This window comes from Thiocapsa sp., from assembly GCF_018399035.1.
In the GTDB taxonomy this organism is placed as follows: Bacteria; Pseudomonadota; Gammaproteobacteria; order Chromatiales; family Chromatiaceae; genus Thiocapsa.
Window position 1 is genome coordinate 509,430 of record NZ_CP073760.1, and the last position, 16,031, is coordinate 525,460.

General features: G+C 64.4%; 14 protein-coding genes and 1 pseudogene. 6 read left to right on the forward strand and 9 right to left on the reverse strand.

Annotation, left to right across the window (positions count from 1 at the left end):
* Positions 1–90: 90 nt before the first annotated feature.
* The 3 genes from KFB96_RS02410 to grxC are packed head-to-tail and all read right to left on the reverse strand — an operon-like array spanning position 91 to position 1,265.
* The gene (locus KFB96_RS02410) at positions 91–558 is read right to left on the reverse strand and encodes a hypothetical protein (protein WP_213458787.1); all 468 of its coding nucleotides are present in this window, start codon (positions 556–558) and stop codon (positions 91–93) included.
* Positions 559–565: 7 nt separating this feature from the next.
* Complete coding sequence (locus KFB96_RS02415; RefSeq protein WP_213458788.1) at positions 566–979, reverse strand: S4 domain-containing protein; 414 nt, start codon at positions 977–979, stop codon at positions 566–568.
* Complete coding sequence (gene grxC / locus KFB96_RS02420) at positions 972–1,265, reverse strand: glutaredoxin 3 (protein ID WP_213458789.1); 294 nt, start codon at positions 1,263–1,265, stop codon at positions 972–974. Before grxC ends, KFB96_RS02415 begins: the two co-directional genes overlap by 8 nt.
* Positions 1,266–1,381: 116 nt before the next feature.
* On the opposite strand from grxC, the gene pepN reads away from it, so the two are divergent.
* A complete protein-coding gene (pepN, locus tag KFB96_RS02425; protein WP_213458790.1) occupies positions 1,382–4,051 on the forward strand; it encodes an aminopeptidase N in 2,670 nt (889 codons plus the stop codon).
* A gap of 21 nt (positions 4,052–4,072) precedes the next feature.
* On the opposite strand, the gene KFB96_RS27375 is transcribed toward pepN, so the two are convergent.
* A complete protein-coding gene (locus tag KFB96_RS27375; protein WP_366931514.1) occupies positions 4,073–4,531 on the reverse strand; it encodes a TraR/DksA C4-type zinc finger protein in 459 nt (152 codons plus the stop codon).
* Here KFB96_RS27375 and lptF point away from each other — a divergent pair.
* On the forward strand, positions 4,530–5,660 hold the full coding sequence (gene lptF / locus KFB96_RS02435) for an LPS export ABC transporter permease LptF (RefSeq protein ID WP_213458792.1): 1,131 nt from the start codon (positions 4,530–4,532) through the stop codon (positions 5,658–5,660). The genes KFB96_RS27375 and lptF overlap by 2 nt on opposite strands.
* A 12-nt stretch (positions 5,661–5,672) precedes the next feature.
* Here lptF and KFB96_RS02440 read toward each other — a convergent pair whose 3' ends face one another.
* The 5 genes and pseudogenes from KFB96_RS02440 to KFB96_RS02460 all read right to left on the reverse strand — a co-directional run bounded on the left by KFB96_RS02440 (position 5,673) and on the right by KFB96_RS02460 (position 10,648).
* Positions 5,673–6,251, reverse strand: a complete 579-nt coding sequence (locus KFB96_RS02440) for a hemerythrin family protein (protein ID WP_366931515.1) — start codon at positions 6,249–6,251, stop codon at positions 5,673–5,675.
* A gap of 394 nt (positions 6,252–6,645) precedes the next feature.
* Positions 6,646–7,449 carry an ABC transporter permease subunit gene (locus tag KFB96_RS02445; RefSeq protein WP_213458794.1) on the reverse strand — a complete coding sequence of 268 codons (804 nt, stop codon included), beginning with the start codon at positions 7,447–7,449 and terminating at the stop codon, positions 6,646–6,648.
* Positions 7,446–8,365: pseudogene (locus tag KFB96_RS02450) on the reverse strand (ABC transporter permease subunit). Before KFB96_RS02450 ends, KFB96_RS02445 begins: the two are co-directional and overlap by 4 nt.
* A 21-nt stretch (positions 8,366–8,386) precedes the next feature.
* The gene (locus tag KFB96_RS02455) at positions 8,387–9,523 is read right to left on the reverse strand and encodes a polyamine ABC transporter ATP-binding protein (protein WP_213458796.1); all 1,137 of its coding nucleotides are present in this window, start codon (positions 9,521–9,523) and stop codon (positions 8,387–8,389) included.
* A gap of 21 nt (positions 9,524–9,544) precedes the next feature.
* The gene (locus KFB96_RS02460; RefSeq protein ID WP_213458797.1) at positions 9,545–10,648 is read right to left on the reverse strand and encodes a polyamine ABC transporter substrate-binding protein; all 1,104 of its coding nucleotides are present in this window, start codon (positions 10,646–10,648) and stop codon (positions 9,545–9,547) included.
* 480 nt (positions 10,649–11,128) lie between these two features.
* Here KFB96_RS02460 and KFB96_RS02465 point away from each other — a divergent pair, with 480 nt between their 5' ends.
* The 4 genes from KFB96_RS02465 (at position 11,129) to KFB96_RS02480 (ending at position 16,010) form a co-directional block, all read left to right on the forward strand.
* A complete protein-coding gene (locus KFB96_RS02465) occupies positions 11,129–12,118 on the forward strand; it encodes a MerR family transcriptional regulator (protein ID WP_213458798.1) in 990 nt (329 codons plus the stop codon).
* A gap of 95 nt (positions 12,119–12,213) precedes the next feature.
* Positions 12,214–13,803 carry an imidazole glycerol phosphate synthase subunit HisF gene (gene hisF / locus KFB96_RS02470; protein ID WP_213458799.1) on the forward strand — a complete coding sequence of 530 codons (1,590 nt, stop codon included), beginning with the start codon at positions 12,214–12,216 and terminating at the stop codon, positions 13,801–13,803.
* Positions 13,803–14,744, forward strand: a complete 942-nt coding sequence (locus KFB96_RS02475) for a hypothetical protein (RefSeq protein ID WP_213458800.1) — start codon at positions 13,803–13,805, stop codon at positions 14,742–14,744. The genes hisF and KFB96_RS02475 overlap by 1 nt, the downstream gene beginning before the upstream one ends.
* A gap of 399 nt (positions 14,745–15,143) precedes the next feature.
* Entirely contained in the window at positions 15,144–16,010 is an 867-nt protein-coding gene (locus KFB96_RS02480; RefSeq protein ID WP_213458801.1) for a (Fe-S)-binding protein, read from the forward strand.
* The last annotated feature ends 21 nt before the right edge of the window (positions 16,011–16,031 follow it).

Below are 16,031 nucleotides of genomic sequence, written 5' to 3' on the forward strand. Positions count from 1 at the left end.
TAATCTCTTAAACCGCGCCGGCTCCAGCGGTCGTCAACTCTGCCGGGGCCGATCCCATCCAAAAACATTGCATACCGCGTGGGGCGCGGTTTAACGGGGGGTGTCGGATCCTCGGCGTCTGCGGCGCGCTCGGTAGGCCGCGATTTGCTGCATGATCCGGGGGAAGGGCAGGTGCTCGATGGCGCCGAAACGCGCGATGGCGGCGAGGATCAAGGCACGCACGTCGGCAATTTCGGCGGGCGCGGGGGCCTCGGGATCGAGTGCGACGGCGATACCGCGCAGCCCGCCGATCTGCAGGCGCATCGCCTTTGCGTGGGGGAGCGCGCGTTGCCGGTCGTCGGTCTTGAGTGCGAACCTAGCCTGTCGACGCAGGAGATCGAGCAGGGCGATGCAGGTCTCTTGCGCCTCGTCCGAGCCGCAATGCACGCCCTCGCGCTCGGCGATACAGAACTTCTTGGCCTCCGAGCAACTGCACTGACGGGTCAGGATGCCTTTCTCGTAAGCGCAGTAGCGCTCGTTGATGGCGCGATAGGTTCGACGAAAGGCATCGCTGTCCAAGTGGCTGTCAACTCCCTGAATCGTTAGGAATCTTGAAACGCTGAATCAGGCGGCGATCGCGCTTGGTGGGACGCCCGGATGCGTCCCCGGCACCGACACCGGTGTCGCGGCGCTCGCGCACGATCGCCTGGCGTTTGAGTAGACTCGCCTCGTCCTCGCGGTAGAGCAAGCCCGCTTCACTGGCCGAGCGGCGTTGCTTGCTCAGGCCGAGAACCTCGATGTCCCAGACGAGACCGCCTTTGTGGATCTCGATACGGGTTCCGATCGCGATCGCCCGTGCCGGCTTGGCGCTTTGAGCGTTGACCTTGATCTTGCCGCCGTTGATCGCCTCGACGGCGAGATGGCGGGTCTTGAAGAAGCGTGCCGCCCAGAGCCATTTATCCAGACGAACGCTGTCCGGCGAGCCGGTGCCCTCACTCATCGGCGCCTCGCGGATTGGCCCCTTGCGCATCCACCGGGACAAGCAAGGGATCGAGCTCGCCGCGTGCATCGAGCATGGCGAGATCGTCGTAGCCACCGATATGGCGATTGTCGATGAAGATCTGAGGCACCGTGTGCCGGCGGCTGCGCCGGCGCATGATCTCCATCTGCTCGCGATCACGGTCGACCGGGATCTCCTCGAAGTCCACGCCTTTGCGCTGGAGCAAGTGGCGTGCGCGGGAGCAGTAGGGGCAAATCATCGTGGTGTAAACGGTGATATGTGGCATCGCGGTCTTCACCTTGCAGATGGTGGATGTTCATCGACGGTCTGGAGATGATGGCGAAGCTTCGCCGTCCGGGGTGCCGGCCGTCAACCCGACCTTCAACCTGGAGCAGGATCATCATGTACCGCGACACGCCGCACCCGATCCACCGCAGAGACTATCGGCCTCCGGAGTTCCTGATCGACCATGTCGAGCTCCGGTTCGAGCTGGACCCGGATCGCACCCGTGTCGAGGCCAGCCTGCAGGTGCGCCGGAATCCGGCGGCAATCCGCGGCGACGGCACGCTCAGGCTCGACGGCGAGCAGCTGGACCTGGAGGAGGTGGCGATCGACGGGCACCGGCTCTTGCCTGCCGAGTACCGCGTGGAGCCCGATTCGCTCACCCTACAACGGGTTCCGGACCGGTTCCGGCTCGAGACACGGGTTCGCATCCATCCCAACCTCAACACAGCACTGGAGGGGTTGTACCAGTCCGGTCAGATGCTCTGCACTCAGTGCGAGGCGGAGGGCTTCCGGCGCATCACCTATTTCCTGGATCGCCCGGATGTCATGGCCCGCTATCGGACCACCCTCGTCGCCGATCGCGAACGCTTCCCGGTGCTCCTGTCCAACGGCAACCGGATCGAGGAGCGCCTGCTCGAGGATGGTCGGCATCTGGTCTCCTGGGAGGATCCCTTTCCCAAGCCCAGCTATCTCTTCGCATTGATTGCAGGCGATCTGAGTGCGATCGAGGATCGCTTCACCACAGCATCCGGCCGCGAGGTCGTTCTGCAGATCTTCGTCGAGCCGCACAATCTGGATCGATGCGACCACGCGATGCAGTCGCTGAAGAAGGCGATGCGGTGGGACGAAGAGCGCTTCGGTCGAGAATACGACCTCGATATCTACATGATCGTGGCGGTAAGTCATTTCAACATGGGGGCCATGGAGAACAAGGGCCTCAACGTCTTCAACGAGAAGTTCGTGCTGGCACGCGCCGATACCGCTACCGACGACGACTTTCAGGGCATCGAGGGCGTCATCGCGCACGAGTATTTCCACAACTGGAGCGGCAACCGCATCACCTGCCGCGATTGGTTTCAGCTCAGTCTCAAGGAAGGCTTCACCGTCTATCGCGATCAGGAGTTCTCGGCCGATGTCGGCTCGCGAGGCGTGCAGCGTGTCGCCGACGTGCGCCTGCTTCAGGCCCATCAGTTTCCCGAGGACAGTGGTCCGATGGCGCATCCGGTGCGGCCCGACGCCTATGTCGAGATCAATAATTTCTACACCGCGACCGTCTACAACAAGGGCGCCGAGCTGGTGCGGATGCAGGCGACCTTGCTTGGCCCCGAGCTATTCCGCAAGGCCACCGATCTCTATTTCACCCGCTATGACGGCCAAGCGGTGACGACGGATGATTTCGTCGGCTGCATGGAGGATGCGAGCGGGCACGACCTCATGCAGTTTCGTCGCTGGTACTCCCAAGCCGGGACCCCCTGTCTGCACATCGAGGCCACCTACGATGCGGAGCGCGCGACCTACAGCCTGCTGATTCGACAACAGATCGCGCCGACACCGGGCGAACCCGAGAAGGATCCGCTACATCTGCCGCTGGCGATCGCACTGCTGGGTCCGGAGGGGCGGGAGCTGGCGCTGCGCCGCGAGGGCGAGCCGAACGCACGGGATCCGGGTACGCGGGTGTTGGAGCTGCGCGATTGGGAGACGCGGCTGTGCTTCGTGGATATTCCCGTTCGGCCGGTGCCGTCTCTGCTGCGGGGATTCTCCGCGCCGGTGAGGCTTGAGCTCGACTACGACGACGCGGACCTGCTCCTTCTCCTGCGTCACGACAGCGACGGATACTCGCGCTGGAATGCCGCGCGGATCCTGATGCAGCGTGTGCTGTCGGCGATGACGGCGGATCCCGCGGCCGGCGTTCCGGGGCGGTTCGTCGACGCCTTTCACGGTGCGCTGACGGACCCCGAGACCGACAAGGCACTGCTGGCCGAGGTGCTGACGCTGCCCTCGGAGTCGTTTCTCGGGGATCAGATGGAGACCGTCGATGTCGAGGGGATTCACCGGGCACGCACGGCACTCAAACGCATGCTCGGCGAGCGTCTCGCCGAGGCGCTTCTAAGCCTCTATCGCGACAACGCCGACACCGAGCCCTATGCACCGACACCCGATGCGATCGGCCGGCGTGCGCTCAAGAACCTCGCCTTGGGCTATCTGATGGCTGCGGGCAACGCGCAGGGTCTTGCGCTCTGTCGGGCACAGTTTGCCGAGGCCGGAAACATGACGGACGCGATCGCCGCGCTGCGTCTGCTCGTGGATCACGGCGGCGAGGAAGGCCCGCCCGCACTCGAGGCGTTTTACCGGCGCTGGTCCAAAGAGCCGCTGGTGCTCGATAAATGGTTCAGCGTCCAGGCTACCAGCAGCCGCGCGGGGACCCTGGGCGCCGTCGCGGGTCTCTTGGAGCACCCGGATTTTTCGCTGCGCAATCCGAATCGGGTGCGCAGCCTCGTCGGTGCCTTCTGCACGGCCAATCCAGCCCGATTCCATGCCGGCGACGGCAGCGGCTATCGATTCCTCGCCGACCGGGTGCTGGAGCTGGATCCGCTCAATCCGCAGATCGCCGCACGGCTTCTCAAGGCACTCATCCGTTGGCGCCGCTACGACGCGGGCCGCCAGACGCTCATGCGCGCCGAGATCGAGCGCATTCTCGCGGCCGAGGAGCTCTCCGGCGATACCTTCGAGGTTGCCTCCAAGGCGCTGGAGGATGTCGGGCATCCTGCCCGTCCGAGCGAGCCCTGACGCGTTCGGTCGGTCGGGCGGTCAGGCTCGCCGCGGTATCGGCGCGTGCTTGGACTCCTCCGTTGCCTGGCATGCCGCGCAACGTCTTGCGTTCGGCACATGTTTACGGCGATTCAGCGGGATCTGATCGCCGCAATCGATACAGAGCTCGCGGCCGTGACCCGCGCGCGAGTACCGTTGGATCGCCGCGATCCGCAGCTCCGTTTCACGTTCCATGTGGGCTTGTGCGCGATCGAGCACATCTGCAAACTTTTCCATCGGGGCTTGCCCTCTCGTTCGGAACAAAGCCCGAGTATCTTCCTGCCCGATGACCCCTTGATGATCCCCTGATGGCGGGGCGATGACGGTCGATGCCTCGGCGGCGGGGTCTCTGCGCGGTCGTGCGGTATTCGCTCGCCTGCGCTGCTGCAGGCGATTCGCGGTAGGTGGAACCTGGATCCGCATGGCAGAATGAGGCATCGCCTCGGTAGAGAAGCTCATGCTCGGAATCGTCGATCGCTATCTGCTCTCGGAAGCGTCCAAGGTCTTCTCCGCCATCGTGGCGATCCTGGTCCTGGTCGTCGCGAGCATGCTGTTTCTGCGCACGCTCGAGGAGGTGAACGTCGGTGCGCTCAGCGTTCACTTGGTGATCAAGTTTCTTGCCTTCCAGGTCGTGCGCGATCTGCCGAACCTGCTGCCGCCGGCCTTTTTCCTGGCGCTGCTGGTGACCTTGAGCCGATTCTCCCGCGACAGCGAGCTGATCGCGATGAGCGCTTGCGGCATCGGTCCGCGACGGGTGTTGGGTGCGTTGCTCCTCCTTGCCGTGCCGGTGGCCTTGGTCACCGCCTGGATCTCCTTGAGCCTTCAGCCCTGGGCGGCCACCGGGATCCATCAGATTCGGATGCAGCAGAAGGAGCAGGCGGCACAGATCGCGGGCCTGCAACCGGGTCGGTTCTATCTCGAGCAAGGCGGGGAGCTGGTACTCTACATCGGCGACATCGACCGCCGACAGTCGCTCGGTGATGTCTTTATCCTCGACCGTCGCGAGGATGTCGCCCGTCTGGTGGTGAGTCGGAACGGGCAGCATCGGATCGAGGAGGACACGGGCGACCATATCGTCACACTCTCGAGCGGGCACCGCTTCGACGGCGATCCGGGTTCGGCTGCCTTTATGATCGGGGAGTTCGAGGAGTATCGGATTCGCATCCAGGCATCCGGCGCCGCGCAAGGCGTGATCTCCAAGCGCTCGACCATGCCGTCGCTCGAGCTTTTGGCGTCGCCCGAGCTTCCCGACCGCGCCGAGCTCGAGCATCGGTTGGCGGCGCCGCTGGCCATCCTCGTCCTGACCATCGTCGCGATCCCGCTGGTGGCACTCTCTCCGCGACAGCGCAGCTCGGGCCGCCTATCCCTCGCCTTCTTGGCCTATTTCAGCTTCTTCAATCTGCAGCGCCTGGCGGAGAATTGGCTCGCGACAGGCGTCACCCCGGTCTGGTTGACGAGCTTCTGGTACCAGGTCGTGATCCTCTGCGTCGTCTATCTGGTCTTGCTCCCCGAGAGCCTTTGGCTCAAGCGCCTGATCGCACGCATTTCGGGTGGTCCGAACGGACGGCTCGGCGAGCAGCCGGTTTAGATCGCGAACGGGTCAAGGGCGCGTCGCGTCCGCGTACGCCTTGGAGAGACGCCGATCCTCGGCGATGAAATGGTCGAAGCACCAACGCTTGATCCATTGCAGTGACTCGGGGCCGAAGACGGTGCCGGGTTCGCGCGAGACCTGCCGACGAAGCTCCGTAAGCTCCGCCAACTGCAGACTGTGCTCGCACTTGTGGGTCTGGAAATCGGCGTAATCGATCGAGAGCATGAGCGCTTCCTCGCGCTCGAAATGATGCCGCAGATGATCCAAGATGGCCTCGAAACGCGCGAGGGGATCGCTGTCGGTGGTGTCCGATTCCCGGTCATCGCCGGTGATGCCGAGACTATGCTCCGCGCCGGGTTGTGTGGCGAGCAAGGCATTCACCAGCATGACGAGCCGGCGATGGTCGGCATCCAATGCGGGAATGCCCATACACCATTCATCCCGCCATATCAGCGGGGTTTGCGCCGGACCCTCGAGCATCCTCGATGGCTGGCTATCTCGCGGCTCGGCCGGCGACTCGAGTCTATCCGACCGAGCCTGACCGACCGGCAGCGACCCGGTGGTGTGACGCGTATGCCGATTCATCATGACCTCCTCAGACTGCGGCCGATGGATTCGAGGAGTCGCTGAAGGGCATCGTGCGGAAGGCGCCCGTTCAGATGGATCCGTGTGGCCGTCGTGATTAAAGCCTCGACCGGGCGGCGGCACGCGCAGGCTCCGATCGTCTTTTCCAGCGCACCCCGACAGCGCACCCGACGTCTCGACCCCTCGAGAGACCCATGCCTGCGGGCGTTACCATAAGGCCGGTCGCTGCGATCGATCCTTAACCTGAATCAATTCGTCGACGGGCCTGTTGCGATGTGCTCGAACCGATCCGCTTTGGAGCCGCCTCAAGGGACGTTCGCTCGAACGGGGCGGGACGCCTGAACCCGACGGTTCTTCCGGCGCTGGATTTCTAGCACACCCCCCAACGGAAACCAACTTATCGCGCCGCGCGGCCTCGGCGCATCGAGATGCCCGCGATCACGACCGCCAGCGTGACGACGGCGACGATGAGGGTCGCCAGCGCATTGATCTGCGGGGAGACCCCCATACGCACGCTCGAATAGATCACCATCGGCAACGTCGTCGAGCCTGGACCGGCGACGAAACTGGCGATGACCAGGTCATCGAGCGAGAGCGTGAAGGCGAGCAGCCAACCCGAGAGCAGGGCGGGCGCGATCAGCGGGAGCGTGATCGTCAGATAGACGCGCAACGGGCGCGCGCCCAGATCCATGGCCGCCTCCTCGAGCGAGCGGTCCATCTGGGAGAGGCGCGCACGTACCACCACGGCCACATAGGCCATGCTGAAGGTGACATGGGCGATGGTGATGGTCGTGAAGCCGCGACCATCGGGCCAGCCGATCGTCTGCTGCATCGCCACGAACAGCAGCAACAGCGAAAGACCGATGATGACATCCGGCATCACCAACGGGGCGGTGAGCAGCAGCTCGAATCCGGTGCGTCCGCGAAAAGTGCGATGGCGCACCAAGGCGTTGGCGGCCAGGGTCCCGAGCACGACCGCGAGGGTCGCGTTCACGGCGGCGATGCGCACGCTCAGCCATGCGGCATCGAGCAGTTGCTGGTTGCGAAAGAGCTCGACGTACCACTTGGTCGAGAATCCGGTCCACACGGTCACCAAGCGCGATTCGTTGAATGAATAGATGATCAGCAGCAGGATCGGCACATACAAAAAGGCATAGCCGAAGGCGAGCACGGTGAGCAGCGGCCAGCGACGAGGCTTCATGGACGGCTACCCTCCATGCGTTGTTGCAGACGCTGCATCATCACGAAGGGCACGACCAGCAGCGCCAGCAGCAGGATCGCCAGTGCCGAGGCGAGCGGCCAATCCTTGTTGGAGAAGAATTCGGTCCAGAGCAGCTTACCGATCATGAGGGTTTCCGGTCCGCCGAGCAGATCCGGGATCACGAACTCGCCCACGACCGGGATGAACACCAGCATGCTCCCGGCGATGATCCCGGCCATCGAGAGCGGCAACGTGACCCGCAGGAAGGCCCGCATGGGTCGGCAGCCCAGATCCGCCGCGGCCTCGAGCAGGCTCATGTCGAGCCGCGTGAGATTCGCGTAGAGCGGCAGGATCATGAAGGGAAGATAGGAGTAGACGACGCCGATATAGATGGCCGTCTGGGTGTGGAGGATCGCCAACGGGGTCTCGATCAGACCGAGCCAGATCAGAAGATCGTTGAGCAGACCGTTGGACTTGAGGATCCCGATCCAGGCATAGACGCGGATCAGGAAGGAGGTCCAGAAGGGCAGGACGATCAGCATCAGCAGGATGATCCGCCAACGCTCGGGTGAAGTCGCGATGGCATAGGCCATCGGATAACCCAGCAGCAGGCAGAGCAGGGTGCAGATGAAGGCGACCTGCAGCGAGTTGAGCAAGGCGCTCAGATAGAGGTCGTCCTCCGCGACCATCATGAAGTTGCGCAGATTGATCTCGATGCGCAGCAGACCCTCGTCGACCCATTGCCAGAGTGCGGTGTAGGGCGGCTGGGCGAGCGCCGGCTCGGCCAGGCTGATCTGCAGCACGATTGCGAAGGGCAGCAGGAAAAAAGCCCCAGCCACAGGTAAGGGATGCCGATGTTGACCAGTCGGCTCGTGCGATGCGCGTGATCGGCGCGATTCGGGGGCGGTGCGGGCATGGTGCTCGATGGGTCTGCGGACTATTCGGTCAGGACGACGCCGCTGGTCGGCGACCACTCGATGGCGACATCTTGCTCCCAGGTCAGCGCCTGCTCGGTGCGCGGTTGGACGTTGGTCAAGGTCATCTCGACCAAGGCCCCGTCGCCGACGCGGATGCGATAAATCGAGACGTCTCCGAGATAGGCGATGTCCTCGACTCGCCCCTTGAGCTGATTGACCCCGTCGTCTCGGAAGTCCGTACAGAGCCGCATCTTCTCCGGGCGCACCGCGACCGTGACCGGGGTGCCGAGCGCCAGCGGCTGGAAGGCGCGCATCCGCATGGGTCGCCCGACCCGGGTCTCGACCAGCACCTCGTAGCCCTCGGTGGCCACCACCTTGCCTTCGAACAGGTTGATCGAGCCGATGAACTCGGCCACCAGACGACAGGTCGGGAATTCGTAGATGGCGGTCGGGGTATCGACCTGCATGATCTGACCGGCGTCCATGACGGCGATGCGCGTGGACATGGTCATGGCCTCTTCCTGATCGTGCGTGACGGTCACGAAGGTGATGCCGAGACGCTCCTGCAGGTTGACCAGCTCGAACTGAGTGTTCTCGCGCAGGCGCTTGTCGAGCGCACCGAGCGGCTCGTCGAGCAGCAGGAGCTTCGGGTGCTTGGCCAGACTGCGGGCGAGTGCAACGCGCTGGCGCTGTCCGCCCGAGAGCTGATCGGGCCGACGTTTGCGCAGCTCGGTGATCTTCAGCAGCTCGAGCATCTCGCCGACGCGCTCGCTGCGCTCGCCCCTCGAGAGCCGATCCTGCTTGAGCCCGAACTCGACGTTCTGCTCCACGCTCATGTGCGGGAAGAGGGCATAGGACTGGAACATCATGTTCACCGGCCGCGAGTAGGCCGGCACATCCGTGACATCCACACCGTCGATATAGATGCGTCCGCTGCTCGGATACTCGAGCCCGGCGAGCATGCGCAGCAGCGTGGACTTGCCGCAGCCCGAGCTGCCGAGCAGCGAGAAGAACTCGCCTTGGAAGATGTCGAGACTCACGTCGTCGACGGCGTAGACGTCGCCGAACTTCTTGGTGACCCGGTCGATGCGCAGGTAGGGTACCGCCTTGGGATCCTGCCAAGGCTCGAGCGAACGGCGCTCGGCAAGTGTCGCCATCGGCGAGGACTCCGATCCCGCTCAGCGATTCGCCTTGAGGCGTGTCCAGAGACGGTTGAGATCGCGGATCTCACGGTCGCTGCGCTCCGAGGGCACGAACAGACGTGCCTTGACCTCGGCCGGCGGATAGATCGCCGGATCCTCCCGCACCGCTTCGTCCAGGAGCGGCGTGGCCGCGAGATTGGCGTTGGCGTAGTAGACCGCGTTGGAGACCGCGGCGATGGCGGCGGGCTGCAACATATAGGCGATGAAGGCATGCGCCGCGGCCGGGTTGGGTGCGTCCTTCGGGATCGCCATGACGTCCGTCCAGACCGCCGCGCCTTCGCGCGGGATGACATAGTCGACGATCACACCCTTGTCGGCCTCTGCGGCGCGCGACTGCGCCTGAAAGACATCGCCGGAGTAGCCCATGGCGACACAGAGATCGCCGTTGGCCAGGTCGCTCATGTACTGCGAGGAGTGAAAATAGCGCACGTGCGGATGGATCGTCTTGATCAGCGCCGAGGCGGCGTCGAGGTCGGACTTGTCGAGGCTGTTCGGATCCTTGCCCAGATAGGCGAGGGCGGCGGAATAGACCTCGGTGGGGTCGTCGAGCAGACTGATTCCGCACGCGCCGAGCTTGGCTGCGGTCTCCGGATCGAAGACCAATGCCCAGGTGTCGATGTCGGCGGTCTCGCCCAAGGCGGCCTGGACCTTGTCGCGATTGATCCCCAAGCCGGAGGTTCCCCACATGTAGGGCACCAGGTGAGCGTTGTCGGGATCGATGCTCGCCAGCTGGCTCATGATCGTCGGGTCGAGCCGGTCCAGGCCCGGGAGCTTGGCCTTATCCAGCGGCAGATAGAGCTCGGCCTTGATGTGGCGCGCGCCAAAGGGTCGGGCGGTCGGAAAGACCAGATCGTAGCCGCTGCGCCCGGCGAAGAGCTTCGCCTCGAGGACCTCGTTGGAGTCGTAGACATCCAAGCGTGGCTTGATCCCGGTCTCGGCCGCGAATCCGGAGAGCGTGTCCTCGGCGACGTAATCGCTCCAGTTGTACAGATGCAAGATCTCGTCTGCAGGCGAGACGGCCGCGTACGCCGGCAGGCCGACAGCCAGTACAAACGCGAGGGCGGTGGAGGTCCGTTGCATGCAGTCCCCGTAAACGATGGTTTGGAGGGTGCGCCGGGAGTCGGCGTCGACAGGGCTGCAATGCTACTTCAGATTCACGCAAAGGGGTGTCGATTTTCGACGTCGAAGGTATCGCGGAGGGCTCGGGGGTGCTGAAGGCGCATGGCATTCTCTCCTGGCTGTCGCATGGAAGAAGGATCGAGTTGGTCAAACCGCGGCTCTCCAGCCGGCTGCCTAGGTGTTCCGTCATACGCCCTGTTCGCGTCAAACATGGACAAGACTTGGACGGCGGCGCGCACGCTCCCACTCTGTTGAACTGGGAGTGTTCGATCCGAGTTGTCGGGTCACCTTCCCAAAGGCCATCCGGGACGATGACCCACGAGATGAACGGATAATGACCAACATTAAAGCTCGACATTAGCCATGCCTCTGGCGATTTTCAAGGTTTTAACATAAACAAACATTCAACAGCTGCTTCCCGCTCACCTCGAGGAGACCGCATTGACCGACCAGGATGCCGCCTTACCGGGTCACACCTATCGTATCGGCGCCGTATCGCGGTTGACCGGGGTTCCCGCCGATACGCTGCGCGTCTGGGAGCGTCGCTACCGGGTCGTCGCGCCGCTTCGCTCGGACTCCGGCACCCGACTCTACGGACCGGAAGACGTGAGTCGCTTAACCCTCATCAAGCGTTTGGTCGACCGCGGCGATGCGATCAGCAGTGTCGCGAACCTGCACCTCGACCAATTGCGCGAGCGGATCCGCGGAACGGATCGACCCGAGCCTGCCGGCGCGCCGGAGCGCCCGTGCCGCGTCCTGGTGATCGGGTCCTCGCTCGCCGAGCGCTTCAGGCGCGAGCCCGTGATGAACGGAAATATCGATCTTGTCGGGCTCTACGATTCGCACCGGGAGTTTCTCGCTGCGGGGCGTGTGCAGCCCGCGCCGGACGTGGCGGTGCTCGAGTACCCCACGATCCAAGGCGACCAGGTGCGCGAGATCGGCGAGTTGGTCACCCGATGCGGTGCGGCCCGCGCGATCATCGTCTACACCTTTGCCACCCGGGCCACGATCGCGCGGCTGGATGCCCGCCGGCTGATTCCGAAGCGCGCACCGGTCGATCTGCAGGAGCTGCGCCAATGGTGCATGGGCCAGTTCGCGAGGGCGCCCGCACAGACCGACGAGGAGCCCGCATTCGACCTATCCTTGCCGATCCCGCAGCGGCGATTCGCCGACGCGGATCTGCTGCGGATCGCCTCCGCCTCGCCGAGCGTGCGCTGCGAGTGCCCGCATCATCTGGTGGATCTGGTGCTCTCCCTGAACGCCTTCGAGCGCTACAGTGCGGAATGCGAGGATCGCAACGCCGAGGATGCGGCCCTGCACGCCTATCTCCACGCGGCGACCGCGCAGGTGCGCGCCGTGATGGAGGTCGCGCTGGCGCGCGTGGTGGCGGCCGAGGGGATCCTGCTCGACACCTCGGACGGAGAAATCTGAACCTGACTGCCCGATAGCGCTAAGATAGCGTCTTCGTCCGCGGGTCCAGCGGCCCGCGGACCCGGCATCAACACGAAAGCCCCGGATTCCGACCCATGATTTCGCTGCTCGACTACGGCGCCGGCAATGTGCGTAGCCTCCGCAATGCCATCCATTCCCTGGGATTTTCCTTGACCGAGATCGCGCGCCCGGCGGATATCCTCAAGGCGGAGCGTCTCATCTTCCCGGGCGTCGGCTCGTTCGGGGCAGCGATGCAGCGCCTGCAGGCTCTGGGCTATCTGGAACCCTTGCGCGCGTATCTCGCCGCGGGGCGGCCCTATCTCGGGATCTGTATCGGCTTGCAGGCGCTCTTCGAAGGCAGCGACGAGTCCCCCGACGTGCCCGGGCTCGGGGTCATCCCGGGGCGGATCCGCCGCTTCGACCCGGGCGCGCTCGCCGTCCCGCACATGGGGTGGAACGACGTGCGCGTGAAGCGCGACTCCCCCTTGTTCGCCGACTACGCGGGGGAGAAGCTCTACTTCGTGCATTCCTACTATGCCGAGCCCACCGTCGCAAACGGGGACTGGCAGCTCGCCGAGACGGACTACGGTCGGCCGTTTCTGAGCGCCGTCGAGCAAGGACGGATCTCCGCGGTGCAGTTTCATCCCGAGAAGAGCGCAGACGCCGGCTTGCGGCTGCTGCGACGCTTTCTCGCCGGCGACGAGCAGCCGCTCGCCACCACGACCCCGTCGACCGATCGCAGCCCGACGCATCTGGCCAAGCGCATCATTGCCTGCTTGGACGTGCGCACCAACGACGCCGGTGATCTGGTCGTCACCAAAGGCGATCAGTACGACGTGCGCGAGGCCGGCGAGGTTCGCAATCTCGGCAAGCCGGTCGAGCTGGCTCAACGCTATTACGAGGAGGGCGCCGACGAGATCACCTTCCTCAACATTACGGCCTTCCGTGATTTCCCTCTGGCGGACCAGCCGATGCTCGAGGTTCTAGAACGCACCTCCGAGCGCGTCTTCGTGCCGCTCACCATCGGCGGGGGCATCCGTGCCTTTCGCGATGCCCGCGGGAACGACTATTCCGCGTTGGACGTGGCCGACGCCTATTTTCGCGCCGGGGCCGACAAGATCTCGATCGGCTCGGATGCGGTCGAGGCTGTCGAGGGCTATCTGCAGCGCGGGACGAAGGACGGCAGCACGGCGATCGAGCAGATCGCCGGGGTCTACGGCAACCAGGCGGTCGTGATCTCCATCGATCCGCGTCGTGTCTATGTCCGCTCCCCGGAGGAGACGCACCATCACACGGTCGAGACCGCCACGCCGGGACCCGAGGGCGAGCGTTGGTGTTGGTTTCAATGCACGGTCAAGGGCGGGCGCGAAGGGCGCGACGTCGACGCCGTGGAGCTCGCGCGGGTCTGCGAGATCCTGGGAGCCGGCGAGATCCTGCTCAACTCGATCGACCGCGACGGAACGGGTGCCGGCTTCGATCTCGAGCTGGTCCATGCCGTGAGGTCGGCGGTCGGAATCCCGGTCATCGCTTCGAGCGGTGCCGGCTGTGTCGAGCACTTCGCGGAGGTGTTCGCGGCGACGGATGTCGAGGCCGCGCTGGCTGCGGGAATCTTTCACCGGCGCGAGGTGCCGATTCGGGCCGTCAAGTCCTATCTCCTCGCCCGGGGGATCGAGATCCGGGCCTGATGGGAAGGGGGCACGACAGCCCGAAGGTCCGCGCGCTCGCGCGCCTTCTCTTGGGTGTCTCGATCGCCGTCCTCGTCGGCTGCGCCGTTCCCGACCAGATGACCGAGCCGAGGTCCGGGCAGGCCTCCGATCAAGGCTTCGGCTTGGACCGCAATAGGATCCCGGGCTCGACCAGCCCCCCGCAAGGCATGAGCCGGAGCGATTGGTTGAGCAGGGTCGCCGCCTGCCATCTCCTGCGTGTCGGACAGAATCTCGACGTCGCCGTGACCGATTCCGCCGTGATTGCCGCCGCCGACAAGTACGGCTTCCGGGTCGATGCGATCATCGAACGATCCAATCAGCTGGTCGTCGAGTACGGCGCGCGCGGGCCGGCACTCCTCGCCTTCGCGACCGAGTCCTGTATGCAAGTCTCCGACGCGACCGCAATGGCCTCGACCTTGGTGCGTTTCGAGCCGGACGGGACCTTGCGGATGCATTGGCTGCGCATCGACGGTGCGGAGATCGGCGACGGATTCGCCGAGAAGACCATCGGCGAGATGCGCCGCGCGCGTGCCGTCGGTTTGGTGATCAACAGCCCCGGGGGCTCGGTCTTCGAGGCGCGCAAACTCGGACGCTACCTGCGCACCATGGGCCTGCGCACCGCCGTCGATCAGGCCTGTACCTCGGCCTGCATCGATGTGCTCGCGGGAGGCGTCGAACGCTACGTCACGCCCGATGCGAAGCTGGGGATCCATCAGAGCAAGGTTCCGAGGCGCTTCAGCAGTCATGAGGGCGGACAGCTCTATGTCGCCGATGCCTTCCTCTATCTCCGCGAGATGGGCATCGACCCGGATGTCGCCATCGCCGCAGCCTCCGTGCCCAACAACAAGATCCTTCTGATCTCTCTCTCCGATGCGCTGCAAACCGGCCTGGTCACGGACGTGATCGAGCGCGTGGAGTGAAGACCGGCTGGTGGTGGACGAGCGAGAGCGAAGTCCACCAGGTTCTTGCGCGGGCTTGGGCGGGAGTCGCTCGTGACACCGCTCTGCGGTGGCACGATGGCCCGAGTGACGAGCACGGCCCGAGCACGGCCCGATCGAAAGAGTTCGCAAAAAACATGCGTTGGATCAAAAAAAACATCTGGATCAAAGCCTTCTGTTGATATCCAATAGTAACGATTTACAGAATTATGATAGTTAATAGATCATAATTCCGTAAGATTCGCATAGTCTTTTGGACGACAGACAATCCGTGCTCGCGTTCAGGCGATGCGGCACAACCGAACGATTGCGGCGCAGATCCGAAACTGCGCCCGGTTCACCTCAGGGTCTCCGTCCGACCTTTGCCTGATAGAGCAGTTTATGGCATCCATCTTCACCGCTGTCGGTTTCATGGCCGCTCTCGGCCTGCTGCTCGCCACGATCTTGATCCTGGCGAATCGGAGGCTTTACGTCTACGAAGACCCGCGCATCGATCAGGTCGAGGATCTGCTGCCGCGCGCCAACTGCGGCGCCTGCGGCATCGCGGGTTGCCGGGCGTTCGCCGAGATGCTGGTGAAGGGCGAGATCGCGCCCGGCCGCTGCACGGTCAATTCACCCGCGACGAATACGCTCATCGCCGATTTCCTGGGCGTGGACCTCGGCGCCGACGAGAAGCGTGTCGCGCGTCTGGCCTGTGCCGGCGGGGCCCACGTCGCCTTCCTGCGGGCCTCCTACGGCGGTCTCGAATCCTGCCGTGCCGCCGCCTTGGTCTCCGGTGGCGGCAAGGGCTGCTCCTGGGGCTGTCTCGGGATGGGCGATTGCGCCGAGGTCTGCGGCTTCGCTGCGATCCGACTCGACCGCCACGGCCTGCCGGTCGTGGATGCCGCCAAGTGCACCGCCTGCGGCGATTGCGTCACCGCCTGTCCGAAGGATCTCTTCAGCCTGCATGTCGTCAGCCATCGCCTGTGGCTCGCCTGCAAGAACCTGGACCCGGGGGACGAGGGCGAGCACGAATGCGATGTCGTCTGTACCGCGTGCGGACGCTGTGCGCAGGATTCCCCCGAGGGATTGATCGAGATTCGGGACAACCTGGCCGTCGTGGACTACACCAAGAACGCGATCGCCTCGAAGGTCGCCATCGAGCGCTGTCCGACCGGCGCGATTGTGTGGCTTGAGCCGGACGGTCGGATCATCAAAGGAAAGGACGCCAAAAAGGTGGTCCGGAAAGAGGCATTGCCACTGGCTTGACGCCTCGGCCGGGATCGACAT

Excerpts from the sequence above, each read along its gene's own strand:
- KFB96_RS02455 (WP_213458796.1), bottom strand. The coding sequence starts at position 9,523 with ATGGCGACACTTGCCGAGCGCCGTTCGCTCGAGCCTTGGCAGGATCCC.
- KFB96_RS02445 (WP_213458794.1), bottom strand. The coding sequence starts at position 7,449 with ATGAAGCCTCGTCGCTGGCCGCTGCTCACCGTGCTCGCCTTCGGCTAT.
- KFB96_RS27375 (WP_366931514.1), bottom strand. The coding sequence starts at position 4,531 with ATGAGCTTCTCTACCGAGGCGATGCCTCATTCTGCCATGCGGATCCAG.
- hisF (WP_213458799.1), top strand. The coding sequence starts at position 12,214 with ATGATTTCGCTGCTCGACTACGGCGCCGGCAATGTGCGTAGCCTCCGC.
- KFB96_RS02475 (WP_213458800.1), top strand. The coding sequence starts at position 13,803 with ATGGGAAGGGGGCACGACAGCCCGAAGGTCCGCGCGCTCGCGCGCCTT.
- grxC (WP_213458789.1), bottom strand. The coding sequence starts at position 1,265 with ATGCCACATATCACCGTTTACACCACGATGATTTGCCCCTACTGCTCC.
- KFB96_RS02460 (WP_213458797.1), bottom strand. The coding sequence starts at position 10,648 with ATGCAACGGACCTCCACCGCCCTCGCGTTTGTACTGGCTGTCGGCCTG.
- KFB96_RS02480 (WP_213458801.1), top strand. The coding sequence starts at position 15,144 with ATGGCATCCATCTTCACCGCTGTCGGTTTCATGGCCGCTCTCGGCCTG.
- KFB96_RS02440 (WP_366931515.1), bottom strand. The coding sequence starts at position 6,251 with ATGATGAATCGGCATACGCGTCACACCACCGGGTCGCTGCCGGTCGGT.
- pepN (WP_213458790.1), top strand. The coding sequence starts at position 1,382 with ATGTACCGCGACACGCCGCACCCGATCCACCGCAGAGACTATCGGCCT.
- lptF (WP_213458792.1), top strand. The coding sequence starts at position 4,530 with ATGCTCGGAATCGTCGATCGCTATCTGCTCTCGGAAGCGTCCAAGGTC.
- KFB96_RS02415 (WP_213458788.1), bottom strand. The coding sequence starts at position 979 with ATGAGTGAGGGCACCGGCTCGCCGGACAGCGTTCGTCTGGATAAATGG.